This window comes from Serratia sp. AXJ-M, assembly GCF_046531865.1.
GTDB lineage: Bacteria > Pseudomonadota > Gammaproteobacteria > Enterobacterales > Enterobacteriaceae > Serratia > Serratia liquefaciens.
In genome coordinates, this window is sequence record NZ_CP059394.1 from 4,182,149 (window position 1) to 4,195,992 (window position 13,844).

The following is a 13,844-nucleotide window of genomic DNA, read 5'->3' on the forward strand; positions in this document are numbered from 1 at the left end:
TTTGCGAACAAAATAAGATAAATGCCGTTATCAGTTACGCAGTGATTTAACCAACCCAACTGCAACCTCACGTGCCTGGCGATCTATTTCTAAGACCGCATCAATGCAGGACGGTTCCTGCAGGGATAGCCGTTCGACCACTTTTTGGTTCACCGCCGCAATATCGGTAAAGCGAATCTGCTCCTGCAGGAACGCCGCCACGGCCACTTCGTTAGCCGCATTCAGTGCGGTGGTTGCCGCCTGCCCGGCGTCAAAGGCCTCGATGGCCAGATACAGGCAGGGATAACGTTCCCGTTCAGGTTCGGCAAAGGTCAGCGAGCCGATGCGACAAAAATCCAACGCTTCCACGCCAGAACTGACCCGCTGCGGGTAAGCCATAGCATGGGCGATCGGCGTGCGCATATCCGGCGTGCCCAACTGGGCCAGAACGCTGCCATCGGTGTAGCGCACCATCGAGTGGATCACTGACTGCGGATGCAGAATCACTTCCATTTGTTCAGCCGAGGCGTTAAACAGCCAGCGGGCCTCAATATATTCCAGTCCTTTGTTCATCATGGTGGCGGAATCCACCGAGATCTTGCGCCCCATCGACCAATTGGGATGGGCACAGGCCTGATCCGGCGTCATCGTGGCAAACTGTTCCAGTGGCGTGGTGCGGAACGGGCCGCCGGAACCGGTGAGCACGATGCGCGACACACCATGACTGTCTAATGAAGAGTATCCCAACTGGCGCTGAATGCTCTCAGGCAAACTCTGAAAAATCGCGTTATGCTCGCTGTCCAGCGGCAGCAACTGCGTCTGACTTTTTTGCACCGCGTCCATAAACAGGCGCCCACAGGTCACCAGCGACTCTTTGTTCGCCAGCAGCACCTGCTTGCCTGCGCGAATTGCCGCCAGCGTTGGTAGTAACCCGGCAGCGCCGACGATGGCGGCGGTGACCTGATCAACGTCATCCAACGCCGCCAGTTCACAAGCGGCCTGCTCGCCCGCCATCACCTCGGTGGCAACGCCATTTTCCGCCAGCAGGATGCGCAATTCACGCGCTGCGCCTTCGTCTGCCATTGCGGCATAGGTTGGGCGAAATTCCATACACTGCTGTGCCATGACGGCTACGTTGTGGCCGGCAACCAGCGCTTTAATCGCAAAACGGTCGGGATTTTCCCTGACCACGGCCAGGGTACTGGTCCCCACTGAGCCGGTGGAGCCAAGAATAGTCAGTTGCTTCATGAGCTCACTCTGAATAACTGTCTGATGAGATCGGAGGTGCTCCAGTGTGTAACCTTCGCCACCGCTTGTCCATGATCAATCAGCACGATGAAACGGGATCTGCGCCACAAAAAACAAAGCGCCGCCCAGGCGACGCTTTTTTTCTGCGCGATGCTGATTAGAATTCCATCAGCTCTTTTTCTTTGTCCGCCAGCGCGGCATCGAGCAGCTTGATGTAGGCGTCGGTCATTTTCTGAATGTCGTCCTGAGAACGACGATCTTCGTCTTCGCTGATTTCTTTGTCTTTCAGCAACGCCTTCACTTTGTCGTTGGCGTCACGGCGCACGTTACGTACGGCAACACGGCCCTGCTCGGCTTCACCGCGCACCACTTTGATCAGGTCTTTACGGCGCTCTTCGGTCAACGGAGGCAGCGGAACACGGATCACGCTGCCGGCTGAGCTTGGGTTCAGGCCCAGATCAGACGCCATGATGGCCTTTTCTACCGCTGAACCCAGGGAGCGATCAAACAGGTTGATTGCCAGGGTACGGGAGTCTTCTACGGTCACGTTAGCCAACTGACGCAGCGGCGTTGCGGAACCATAGTATTCCACCATGATGCCGTCCAGGATGCTTGGAGAAGCACGGCCGGTACGGATTTTGCTGATTTGGTTTTTGAATGCTTCTACGCTTTTTTCCATGCGTGAATCAGCATCTTTTCTGATTTCATTAATCACGTTGCAAACCCTTGGAAGCTGGAGACTTGGCAGGCCATACCACAGTATAGCCCGTGAATTTTACTCAAGGAGAGCGCATAACGCACCACGTTACCCGCTCCCGCTAAATTGGGCAGAACAGCCTTATTTGCTGATCAGCGTGCCTTCGTTCTCACCCATCACCACCCGGCGCAACGCACCTGGCTTGTTCATGTTGAATACGCGAATCGGCAGACCGTGATCGCGGGCCAGCGTAAACGCCGCCAGATCCATCACTTTCAGCTCGCGCTCCAGTACATCTTGATAGGTGATATGTTCGTACAGCGTTGCATCCGGATTTTTAACCGGATCAGCGGAGTATACACCATCCACTTTAGTCGCTTTCAATACCACGTCCGCTTCGATCTCGATCCCGCGCAGACACGCAGCAGAATCGGTGGTGAAGAACGGGTTGCCGGTACCGGCGGAGAAGATCACCACGCGGTTATTACGCAGCAGGCTGATCGCCTCGGCCCAGCTGTAGTTGTCGCACACGCCGTTCAACGGAATGGCTGACATCAGGCGGGCGTTCACATAGGCACGGTGCAGTGCATCACGCATAGCCAGGCCGTTCATCACGGTAGCCAGCATTCCCATGTGGTCGCCCACTACGCGGTTCATGCCGGCCTGCGCCAGGCCCGCGCCGCGGAACAGGTTACCGCCGCCAATAACTACACCGACCTGAATTCCCAGTTCGACCAGCTCTTTAACTTCCTGAGCCATGCGATCCAAAACGCTAGCGTCGATACCAAAACCTTCTGCGCCTTGCAGGGCTTCGCCACTCAGTTTGAGCAGAATACGCTGATATACGGGTTTTGCATTGGTTGCCATGGTGTTCTGTCCTAAGAAGCAGTATTAGTATTGGGGATTTCAGCCGATGAAGTGCGCCTGTGATGAGTATCATGCCACAGGGCCTGCCACCGGTGTAATTCTGGCTGGATAAAATGGAACCGCCTGACGGCGGCTCCATTATACCCTTCATCTTTCACGTTGCCGCTGCGTTGGCTGCCTTCACTTACCCCAGTCACCTGGTGAACCAGGCTCCTGGGAGTTCGCTCAGTTGCCGCCTTGCCGCACCGCGAAATCTATCGGGTATACAGTCATTAAGACTGCTTGCTCATTGCAGCAACTTCAGCAGCAAAGTCATTTGCCGCTTTTTCGATGCCTTCGCCCACTTCGAAGCGGATGAAGTTAACGACGTCAGCGTTGTGCTCTTTCAGCACCTGGCCAACGGTTTTGCTTGGTTCGATAACGAAAGGCTGACCGGTCAGAGAAACTTCGCCGGTGAATTTCTTCATGCGGCCTTCAACCATTTTCTCAGCGATTTCTTTCGGCTTGCCAGACTGCATGGCGATATCCAACTGAACCTGGTACTCTTTTTCTACCACTTCAGCAGACACATCTTCAGGCTTAACGAATTCTGGCTTGCTCGCCGCAACGTGCATGGCGATTTGCTTGACCAGCTCTTCGTCAGCGCCTTTAGCCGCGATCAGAACGCCGATACGTGCGCCGTGCAGGTAGCTGCCCAGCACTTCGCCTTCCAGGGAAGCCACGCGACGGATGTTGATGTTTTCACCGATTTTGGCAACCAGCGCTACACGTTCTTCTTCGAACTGTGCTTTCAACACTTCAACGTCAGTGATTTTGCCTGCAACAGCAGCGTCCAGCACTTTGTCAGCGAATGCCTGGAAACCGGCATCTTTAGCAACGAAGTCAGTCTGGCAGTTTACTTCCAGGATCACGCCGTAGTTGCCTTCGATCTTGGTTTTGATCACGCCGTCAGCAGCTACGTTGCCTGCTTTTTTCGCCGCTTTGATCGCGCCAGATTTACGCATGTTTTCGATTGCCAGCTCGATGTCGCCGTTAGATTCGACCAGAGCTTTTTTGCAATCCATCATGCCAGCGCCAGTACGCTCGCGCAGTTCTTTTACCAGAGCAGCGGTAATATCAGCCATTTCTTTTTCCTCGGTTATCTCACGTAGAGACAGTTCTCATTCAGATAAGCAAAGGGGGCCAATAAAGGCCCCCCTAACCAACATATTCAATACCTGGTTAATAAGGGCTCAGTGACGAGCTTGCCTTATTATTCAGCTTCTACGAAGCTTTCTTCCGCTTGAACGGCCAGATCTTGAGAACGACCTTCACGGACGGCGGCAGCAACGGCAGTCAGGTACAATTTGATTGCACGGATTGCATCGTCGTTACCAGGGATGATGAAGTCAACGCCGTCTGGATCGGAGTTGGTATCAACGATAGAGAATACCGGGATACCCAGGTTGTTGGCTTCTTTGATCGCGATGTGTTCGTGATCGGCATCGATAACGAACAGAGCGTCAGGCAGACCACCCATGTCTTTGATACCACCCAGGGAGTTTTCCAGCTTGGCCAGTTCGCGAGTACGCATCAGCGCCTCTTTCTTGGTCAGCTTGTCGAAGGTGCCATCTTGAGACTGGATTTCCAGATCTTTCAAACGTTTGATTGACTGACGAACGGTTTTCCAGTTAGTCAGCATGCCGCCCAACCAGCGATGGTTCACGAAGAACTGATCGCAGGTGTTAGCATATTCTTTTACCGCTTCGCTTGCTGCGCGCTTAGTACCAACGAACAGGATCTTACCTTTACGGGAAGAGATCTTGGTCAGTTCAGCCAGTGCTGCGTTGGCCATTGGTACAGTTTTTTCCAGGTTGATGATGTGAACCTTGTTACGTGCGCCGAAGATGAAAGGCTTCATTTTCGGGTTCCAGTAACGGGTCTGGTGACCAAAGTGTACACCAGCCTGGAGCATGTCGCGCATGGAAACAGTTGCCATGATTAAACCTCTATAGAGTGAGTTGGGGTTATGCCTCCACGTATCCCATAACGCCGACCCTGGCGGTGATAAATCACCTCAGGGCACCCCGGCGGATGTGCCGATACGTGTGTGTTATTTACACAATGTGAGTGCAGTTAAAGTATTTTCGGCCTTTCCCGTCCTTATCGCAAGGACCAAGACGCGGATCTGCCGGCGCGCTTTATACCATAAACCCACCCCGGACACCAACTTTTGTTGCCACAGTCGTCATCGTCGAGAAATCAAATTTGGCAGCCTCAGGCCGGACTGATACCATAAGAGACTGCTTCTTATTATTTCTTTCTGTTGTCGGCGAGCACGACACCTGCGGACGAATTTCATGGCAATCTCAATTAAAACACCTGATGACATCCAAAAAATGCGCGTGGCCGGCCGTCTGGCTGCCGAAGTGCTGGAAATCATCGAGCCGCACGTCAAGCCTGGCGTGACCACCGGCGAACTCGATCGTATCTGTCACGACCACATCACCAACAAGCAGCAGGCGATTTCCGCCTGTCTGGGCTACCACGGTTTCCCGAAATCCGTGTGCATCTCGGTTAATGAAGTGGTCTGCCACGGCATTCCGAGCGATGACAAGGTTCTGAAGGACGGCGACATCGTGAATATCGACGTTACCGTGATCAAAGAGGGTTTCCACGGCGACACATCCAAGATGTTCATCGTCGGCAAACCGACCATTCTGGGCGAGCGTCTGTGCCGCATCACGCAGGAAAGCCTTTATCTGTCGCTGAAAATGGTGAAGCCTGGCATCCGCCTGCGCACGCTGGGTAAAGAGATCCAGAAATTCGTTGAAGCCGAAAACTTTTCCGTGGTGCGCGAATACTGTGGCCACGGCATTGGCGAAGTGTTCCACGAAGAACCGCAGGTGCTGCACTATGATGCCGACGACGGCGGTGTGGTACTGCAACCTGGCATGGCCTTCACCATCGAGCCAATGGTCAATGCCGGTGATTACCGCATCCGCACCATGAAAGACGGCTGGACGGTAAAAACTAAGGATCGCAGCTTGTCGGCGCAGTATGAGCATACTATTGTGGTCACAGATAACGGCTGCGAGATAATGACGTTGCGCAAGGATGACACCATCCCCAACATCATTACGCACGAGATGTAAGCGCCGCGGCGTATTGCCGCGATGCATGATGTCACAGGCCGGCTTTTGCCGGCCTTTTTTATGGGCTGCGTACTATGTCTGAAAACTTTCGCCAACAAGACACCTCGGTCATTCCACGACAGGCCGTGCCGGAGCAGCCTGAATATCCCAACGCCTATGGCGATGAGGAGCTCAACTGCGTCGCGCTGAAACAGCGCCTCGAACAGTTCCAACTGTGGCTGGCAGAAGCGTTCAATGCCGGCTCCAGCGCCGAAAGCCTGGTCGCCGCCCGCAGCGACTTTATCGATCGCCTGCTGCGTCGCCTGTGGGTGTTCTACGGTTTCGAAGATATTCCGGAAACCGCTTTGGTGGCGGTCGGCGGTTATGGTCGTGGCGAATTGCACCCGCTTTCGGACATTGACGTGCTGGTGCTGAGCCAGCGCCGGTTGAATGAACAGCAATCCCAGCGCGTGGGGGAATTTATCACCCTGCTGTGGGATCTTAAGCTGGAAGTGGGCCACAGCGTACGCACGCTCGAGGAGTGCTTGTTGGAGGGCCTGGCGGATCTGACCGTCGCCACCAACCTGATTGAATCACGCATGATCTGCGGTGATGTGGCCTTGTTCCTGCAAATGCAAAAGCACATTTTCAGCGACGGCTTCTGGCCCTCCCCCCAATTTTTCCACGCCAAGTTGGTCGAACAGCAAGAGCGCCACCAACGCTACCACGGCACCAGCTACAATCTGGAGCCGGACATCAAGAGCAGCCCCGGTGGCCTCCGGGACATTCACACCCTGCTGTGGGTAGCGCGCCGTCACTTCGGCGCCACTTCGCTGGACGAAATGGTCGGCTTTGGTTTTCTGACCCAGGCCGAACGCAACGAGCTTAACGAATGCCAAAGCTTCCTGTGGCGCATTCGCTTCGCGCTGCATCTGGTGTTGCCCCGCTACGATAACCGACTGCTGTTCGATCGCCAGCTTAACGTGGCGCAGTTGCTGCGTTATGAGGGGGAAGGCAACGAGCCGGTCGAGCGCATGATGAAAGATTTTTATCGCATGACCCGCCGCGTCGGCGAACTGAACCACATGCTGCTGCAACTGTTCGATGAGGCGATTCTGGCCCTGGACGCCACGGAAAAACCCCGGCCGTTGAACGAAGATTTTCAACTGCGTGGCGACCTGATCGACCTGCGTGACGAAACGCTGTTTATTCGTCAGCCGGAATCGATCATGCGGATGTTCTACCTGATGGTGCGCAACCGCGAAATCAAAGGCATTTACTCCACCACCGTCCGCCAGTTGCGTCATGCGCGCCGCCATCTGAAACAGCCGCTGTGCACCATTGCGGAAGCACGCGATCTGTTTATGGCCATCCTGCGTCACCCAGGTGCCGTTTCGCGGGCGCTGGTGCCGATGCACCGCCACAGCGTACTGTGGGCCTATATGCCGCAGTGGGGCAAAATTGTCGGGCAAATGCAGTTCGACCTGTTTCATGCCTACACCGTCGACGAACACACCGTTCGCGTCCTGCAAAAACTGGAAAGCTTTGCCGATGCCGAAACGCGGCCACGTCACCCGCTGTGCGTTGAGCTGTATCCGCGCCTGCCGAACCCTGAACTTCTGCTGCTGGCGGCGCTGTTCCACGATATCGCCAAAGGCCGCGGCGGCGACCACTCGATCCTCGGCGCGCAGGACGCGTTGGAGTTCGCCGAGCTGCACGGTTTGAATTCCCGTGAGTCTCAACTGGTGGCATGGCTGGTTCGCTGCCATTTACTGATGTCGGTCACCGCCCAACGGCGCGACATTCAGGATCCGACGGTGATTCAGCAGTTTAGCGCCGAAGTGCAGAGTGAAACCCGCCTGCGTTATCTGGTTTGCCTGACCGTAGCGGACATCTGCGCCACCAACGAGACCCTGTGGAACAGCTGGAAACAGAGTCTGTTGCGTGAGCTCTATTTCGCTACCGAAAAGCAGCTGCGCCGAGGCATGCAGAACAGCCCTGATTTGCGCGAACGCGTGCGTCACCACCGCCTGCAAGCGCTGGCGCTGCTGCGCATGGACAATATCGACGAAGAAGCGCTGCACCGCATCTGGAGCCGCTGTCGCGCCGATTACTTCCTGCGCCATTCGCCGAACCAATTGGCCTGGCACGCACGCCATCTGCTGGCCCATGACTCCACCCAGCCGCTGGTGCTGGTCAGCCGCCAGGCGACACGCGGCGGCACCGAGATTTTCATCTGGAGTCCGGATCGCCCATACCTGTTTGCCGCCGTGGCCGGCGAGATGGATCGTCGCAACCTGAGCGTGCACGACGCACAGATCTTCACCAATCGCGACGGCATGGCGATGGATACCTTTATCGTACTGGAGCCGGATGGCAGCCCGCTGGCGCAGGACCGCCATGCGGCGATCCGCCACGCGTTGGTACAGGCCATTACCCAGCGGGAATATCAGCCGCCGCGCGTGCGCAGGCCGTCCTCCAAGCTGCGTCATTTCAGCGTGCCGACCGAAGTCAGCTTCCTGCCAACCCATACCGACCGCCGCAGCTATCTGGAACTGACCGCGCTCGATCAGCCAGGCCTGCTGGCCCGGGTAGGCGAAGTGTTCGCCGATCTCGGTTTGTCACTGCATGGCGCGCGCATCTCCACCATTGGCGAGCGGGTTGAGGATTTATTTATTCTGGCCGACAGCGATCGACGCGCCCTTAACCCGGAAACGCGCAGAAAGTTGGAACAACGGTTGACAGAGGCCCTCAATCCAAACGATAAATTGTGATACAAGTAACCTTTTCGTAGACAACATCAGGACAGAGAACAGCATGCAGCAATTACAAAACGTTATTGAAAACGCCTTCGAGCGCCGCGCGGAAATCACCCCGGCGAACGTAGACACCGTAACGCGCGAAGCGGTAAACCAGGTGATCGGCCTGCTGGACAGCGGCGCCCTGCGCGTTGCCGAGAAGATTGACGGTCAGTGGGTAACGCATCAGTGGCTGAAAAAGGCCGTGCTGCTTTCTTTCCGCATCAATGACAACAAAGTGATGGACGGTGCAGAAACCCGTTATTACGACAAAGTGCCAATGAAATTCGCCGACTACGACGAAGCGCGCTTCCAGAAAGAAGGCTTCCGCGTAGTGCCACCGGCGACCGTTCGCCAGGGCGCATTCATCGCCCGCAACACGGTTCTGATGCCATCCTATGTGAACATCGGCGCTTACGTTGACGAAGGCAGCATGGTGGATACCTGGGCTACCGTCGGCTCTTGCGCGCAAATCGGCAAGAACGTTCACCTGTCCGGCGGCGTCGGCATCGGTGGCGTACTGGAGCCTCTGCAGGCCAACCCGACCATCATTGAAGACAACTGCTTCATCGGTGCGCGTTCAGAAGTGGTTGAAGGCGTGATCGTAGAAGAAGGTTCCGTAATTTCCATGGGCGTATACCTAGGCCAGAGCACCCGCATTTACGACCGCGAAACCGGTGAAGTACACTACGGCCGCGTGCCTGCCGGCTCGGTGGTGGTTTCCGGCAACCTGCCGTCCAAAGATGGCTCTTACAGCCTGTACTGCGCGGTTATCGTCAAAAAAGTCGATGCCAAGACGCGCGGTAAAGTCGGCATTAATGAGTTATTGCGCACCATCGACTAAATTAAGATAGCGGGTGAATCACCCGCTATTTTTTTGTCTTCATTACGTGAGCAGTCACAGTCTCTGGCGTGGTTATTCGCCATAATCCCAGACCGTGGAATAAAGTCTATTTATAAGGTGGCGCTATTATGTATGACAACCTGAAAAGCTTAGGAATCAATCAACCGGAAGATGTCGATCGCTATAGCCTGCGTCAGGAGGCCAATAACGACATTCTTAAGATTTATTTCCGCAAGGATAAAGGCGAGTTCTTTGCCAAAAGCGTGAAGTTCAAATACCCGCGCCAACGCAAGACCGTGGTTGCGGACAATGCCGGCCAGGGTTACAAAGAAATCCACGAAATTAACCCGAACCTGCGTTACGTGATTGATGAGCTGGATCAGCTGTGCCAGCGGGACCAGGTTGAAGTGGATCTGAAACGCAAAATTCTTGATGACCTGCGTCATCTGGAAGGCGTGGTTTCCCACAAGATTGCCGAGATCGAATCCGATCTGGAAAAACTGACCCGCGGTAAGTAAGGGTTCAGCGAACTGGATCTACTGGACTTCATTTTTACCCTATGAATTTCAAGTTGCAGCTAACAACGCTGCAACTTGAAAGGCAACGGGTAATTCTATTTTAGCAATGTGGCCCACTGCTCGACCCACGGGCAGGAAACCACTTCCGGCTCCGGCTGTTCCATCGCATCGATTTCCAACACCTCACCTACGCGAGTTGCTCCTTGCTCCTGCAGCAATGCATCAAATGCGCGCCCTGCACCGCAGAAGTTATCGTAGCTGCTGTCACCCAACGCGATCAGTCCGTAACGCAGCTCTGGCTGGTAGCCGACCCGATCGCGAATAGCATGGAACAGCGGTGCAATGCTGTCCGGCAAATCGCCCTGACCCGTGGTGGAGGTAATTACCAACGCGTAATGCTGACGGTAAAACTGCCAGGCTTCAAGCGTGCCCTCCTCGAACAGTTTGACCTCATGCCCCTGTTCGCTGAGGATATTTTCCGCTTCTTCCGCCACCAGCAGTGAGTTGCCGTAAACCGTTCCCACGAAGATTCCAACCTGAGCCATTGCTCCTACTCCCTTAAATACCTTTAGAAATGATCAGTTATCCTGACCGCTAGCTGAAGGAAACTCAACCCTGGCAAGCTCAGGGATACTCTCCGCCCAGCCAAACTGTGACATAACGCCCTGCCAGGACTCGTCCCAGCGAGCGGAAATCTGCAGCGGCTCACCGGTCACCGGGTGATTCAGCTGCAGGTGACTGGCGTGAAGCATCAGGCGTGAACAGCCGAAATGCTCCGCCATGCCGCGGTTCTGACGCAGATCGCCGTGCTTGCTGTCACCGATGATGGGATGGCGGATATGCACCATATGGCGCCGCAACTGGTGCTTGCGGCCATGCTCCGGTTTCAATTCAACCAGGCTGTAGCGCGCGCTGTCGTAACGGCCAATCGCCACCGGCATCTCTGCCTGCGCCAGCGGCCGATAATGGGTGACTGCTGGCTGCGGACCTTTGTCCGCCGAGGCAAACTTGTCGGCAATTTTGTCCAGCTCTTCCGTCAACGGGTAATCGAGGGTATCGCCTTCCAGCACGTAACCGCGGACCACCGCATGGTAGGTTTTCTGCATCTGATGCTGTTCAAGCTGCTGCGACAACAGCCGCGCCACCTCGCTGGACAACGCCATCAGCAATACCCCGGATGTAGGACGATCAAGGCGATGCACGGTAAACACGTGCTGGCCAATCTGATCGCGCACGGTCTGCATCACAAACCGGGTTTCATGGCGATCCAGCCAGCTGCGGTGCACCAGCCAACCGGACGGCTTGTTCACCGCCACCAGGTGCTCATCCTGATACAAAACCTCAATCACAATCTCTTTTCCTACGTAAAAGCCCAGATTCCGGCGCGAGTATACAGGAGTGCGTCAGGGCTAGTTAACCCATTCGATGGTCACCAGACGACTATCGGCCCGGCCGCGATCGTCCACCGCCCGAATGCGGTACTGCCCATTGTTGATCGGCCGCCAGTCGATGGCCTTTTTGCTGGCGCTGCTACCGAGATAGATATCGTCAACAAACCAGTACACCGTTTTGCTGTCGGCATCGGTCACTGCGTTGAAGGCAATTTTATCGCGTCCCTGCTGCGATTGCCGCAGGGTATAGGTGGTGTTCTTAAGCGGCGAGGTGATGCGCGGCGCATTACCCCCGACGGCAATACCGTTGTCCTTACAGCGATTTATCGGCGGCGAACGCTTAGGCAACCCGGCCTGAGCGAACACGTTGGCCAGATCGGAAGGCCAGAACTCAAACACTTCAGTGCGGGTTTGTGCCTGGTCATAGGGCGGACAGGCCACCTCACCGCTGTGAATATCCAGCACCACCGGCCGATAAACGCTGTCGACCTTGATCGGTGACTTGCCGGGAATAAACCAGGTTTTGCCCTTTTGCTGGCACCAGGGGGTGGGTAAATCGCCGCTGGCCAGACAAATATCCACCCGCCGCAGCCGCTTCGGAAATGGCTGTCGGGGCTCCCGCAGCGTGGGATAGCTGGCATGCACACTGTCGATAATATTGAAGAATAACGGAGCCGCTGCATCGGCGCCCACCAGGGCATTATTGCCGCGACTGTCGAAGTTCCCCTCCCACACCACCAGCACATAGGGCCCGAAAATCCCTACGCTCCAGGCATCGCGAAATCCCCATGAAGTCCCGGTTTTCCAATAGACCGGCAGCGACGATGAACGCTGCGCCAAGGTATCTCCCGGGCGGCGGTGTTGCCGCAGCATATCCAGCGTAATAAAACTGGCTTCTTCGCTGAGCAAGCGCACCGCCGGCGTCTCCGCATCGCTACTCAGCATGCGTAACGGACGCAATGCGCCGCGATTCGCCAACAGAGCATAGAGCTTCGCCAGTTCCTGAGCGGTAACCTCACCGCCCCCCAATACCAGCGACAAGCCATAGTGATTCTCGCTGGCCATATTCTCGACGCCAGTCAGGCGCAGGAACTGATAGAACGTCGGCTGCCGCAGTTGCGACGCCACGTACACAGCGGGAATATTGCGGCTAAAATTCAGCGCATCGGTGGCGGTTACCGGCCCAAGAAAACGCCGGTCAAAATTCTCCGGCGCGTAGGCACCAAATGAGGAAGGTACATCTTTCAGGATGGTCATCGGATGCAGCACGCCTTGCTCCATGCCCAGGGCATAGATAAAGGGCTTCAGGGTCGAACCGGGCGAACGCTTGGCATGGGTGCCGTTCACCTGCCCTTGGATCTGGCGGTTGTAATAGTCTGCTGACCCCACCAGCGCCCTGACCCCCATATCGCGGCTGTCCACCAGCAGCACTGCAGCATTGTGGATCCCACGGCTCTGATTACGGGCGATAAAGGCATTTACCTGGCGTTCGACCAAACGTTGCAGCCCGACGTCCAGCGTGGTGTCGACGCGGCTATTGCGCTGCACCAGCTGCTGAGTCTGCTGACGCAGTTGCTCGATAAAGTGCGGTGCAATATAGGGCATCTGCTCGGGTTGACGCAGCGCTAGCGGGAGCCGAAACAGGGCCTGTTGGCTGCTGTCGGTCGCGTAGACTTGCTGCCAGCGCTGGAACAAGCGGTCGCGCGCCTGCGTCAGGGCAACACCCAGCACGCCCGTTTTCGGTTCCAGACGGTAACTGGGTGACTGCGGCAATACGGCCAGGGTTAACGCTTCAGGCAGAGTCAGGTCTCGCGGTGGCTTGGCGAAGTAGATCAGGCTGGCGGCACCGATGCTTTCGATATTGCGACCGTAAGGAGCGTAGTTCAGGTAGGCTTCTAAAATATCGTGCTTGGAGTAGCTCAGTTCTAGCTGTATCGCACGCGCCACCTGCAGCAGTTTGCCACCCGGCTTACGGGTGTTGAGATGCCAGCGCATGCGCGCCAGTTGCATGCTGATGGTCGAACCGCCCTGCATCCTGCCACCGGAAACATAGCTACGCCAGAAACCGCGCGCCAGGCTAACGGGGTTAAAACCGGGGTTGTAGTAAAACCACCGATCCTCATGCAGCAGCAGACCACGCACCGCCAAAGGTGAAATATCCTCCAGCGGAGTCCATAGCCGGTAACGATCGTCGTTGGCCAGCGTGATGCGCATCAGCGTACCTTGGCGATCATAGTAGGTGGAGGACAGCGGTAATTCTTGCGCCAACGGCGGGTGGGGCCATAACCGAATGGCACCCAGCACCAGCGCGAGCAGAAAGACCGCCATCAGGCTATTCTGCAGCCAGGGTGTTTTCAGGATTTTCATCGGATCTCAACGCGCTGGCGTC

At 56.0% G+C, this 13,844-nt stretch carries 12 protein-coding genes; 4 read left to right on the forward strand and 8 right to left on the reverse strand.

The genetic code is table 11. The annotated features are described in order from the left end of the window. Positions 1-30 precede the first annotated feature (30 nt). From ispC to rpsB, 5 genes are all read right to left on the reverse strand, one after another. The gene (gene ispC, locus H0S68_RS19625; RefSeq protein WP_046372774.1) at positions 31-1,227 is read right to left on the reverse strand and encodes a 1-deoxy-D-xylulose-5-phosphate reductoisomerase; all 1,197 of its coding nucleotides are present in this window, start codon (positions 1,225-1,227) and stop codon (positions 31-33) included. A 157-nt stretch (positions 1,228-1,384) separates the two neighbouring features. Then, positions 1,385-1,942 carry a ribosome recycling factor gene (gene frr, locus H0S68_RS19630; protein WP_020828363.1) on the reverse strand — a complete coding sequence of 186 codons (558 nt, stop codon included), beginning with the start codon at positions 1,940-1,942 and terminating at the stop codon, positions 1,385-1,387. 123 nt (positions 1,943-2,065) lie between these two features. After that, entirely contained in the window at positions 2,066-2,791 is a 726-nt protein-coding gene (gene pyrH, locus H0S68_RS19635) for a UMP kinase (protein WP_004952223.1), read from the reverse strand. A 272-nt stretch (positions 2,792-3,063) separates the two neighbouring features. After that, positions 3,064-3,915 (reverse strand): translation elongation factor Ts, encoded by an 852-nt coding sequence (tsf, locus tag H0S68_RS19640; RefSeq protein ID WP_020828364.1) that lies wholly within the window; start codon positions 3,913-3,915, stop codon positions 3,064-3,066. Between the two features lie 128 nt (positions 3,916-4,043). Beyond that, positions 4,044-4,769, reverse strand: a complete 726-nt coding sequence (gene rpsB, locus H0S68_RS19645; RefSeq protein WP_020828365.1) for a 30S ribosomal protein S2 — start codon at positions 4,767-4,769, stop codon at positions 4,044-4,046. A 361-nt stretch (positions 4,770-5,130) separates the two neighbouring features. Here rpsB and map point away from each other — a divergent pair, with 361 nt between their 5' ends. The 4 genes from map to H0S68_RS19665 all read left to right on the forward strand — a co-directional run bounded on the left by map (position 5,131) and on the right by H0S68_RS19665 (position 10,064). Then, on the forward strand, positions 5,131-5,925 hold the full coding sequence (gene map / locus H0S68_RS19650; RefSeq protein ID WP_020828366.1) for a type I methionyl aminopeptidase: 795 nt from the start codon (positions 5,131-5,133) through the stop codon (positions 5,923-5,925). A 74-nt stretch (positions 5,926-5,999) separates the two neighbouring features. Beyond that, the gene (gene glnD, locus H0S68_RS19655) at positions 6,000-8,678 is read left to right on the forward strand and encodes a bifunctional uridylyltransferase/uridylyl-removing protein GlnD (RefSeq protein ID WP_176984336.1); all 2,679 of its coding nucleotides are present in this window, start codon (positions 6,000-6,002) and stop codon (positions 8,676-8,678) included. Positions 8,679-8,721: 43 nt separating this feature from the next. Then, positions 8,722-9,546 (forward strand): 2,3,4,5-tetrahydropyridine-2,6-dicarboxylate N-succinyltransferase, encoded by an 825-nt coding sequence (dapD, locus tag H0S68_RS19660; RefSeq protein ID WP_020828368.1) that lies wholly within the window; start codon positions 8,722-8,724, stop codon positions 9,544-9,546. A 128-nt stretch (positions 9,547-9,674) separates the two neighbouring features. Next, positions 9,675-10,064, forward strand: coding sequence for a DUF3461 family protein (locus H0S68_RS19665; protein WP_006318690.1), 390 nt, complete (start codon positions 9,675-9,677; stop codon positions 10,062-10,064). 95 nt (positions 10,065-10,159) lie between these two features. Here the strand turns inward: H0S68_RS19665 and H0S68_RS19670 are convergent, their stop codons facing one another. The 3 genes from H0S68_RS19670 to pbpC are packed head-to-tail and all read right to left on the reverse strand — an operon-like array spanning position 10,160 to position 13,822. Then, positions 10,160-10,609 carry a flavodoxin gene (locus H0S68_RS19670; protein WP_020828369.1) on the reverse strand — a complete coding sequence of 150 codons (450 nt, stop codon included), beginning with the start codon at positions 10,607-10,609 and terminating at the stop codon, positions 10,160-10,162. Positions 10,610-10,642: 33 nt separating this feature from the next. Then, positions 10,643-11,413 carry a tRNA pseudouridine(65) synthase TruC gene (gene truC / locus H0S68_RS19675; RefSeq protein WP_020828370.1) on the reverse strand — a complete coding sequence of 257 codons (771 nt, stop codon included), beginning with the start codon at positions 11,411-11,413 and terminating at the stop codon, positions 10,643-10,645. A gap of 60 nt (positions 11,414-11,473) precedes the next feature. Next, complete coding sequence (pbpC, locus tag H0S68_RS19680) at positions 11,474-13,822, reverse strand: penicillin-binding protein 1C (protein WP_410528973.1); 2,349 nt, start codon at positions 13,820-13,822, stop codon at positions 11,474-11,476. Positions 13,823-13,844 lie beyond the last annotated feature (22 nt).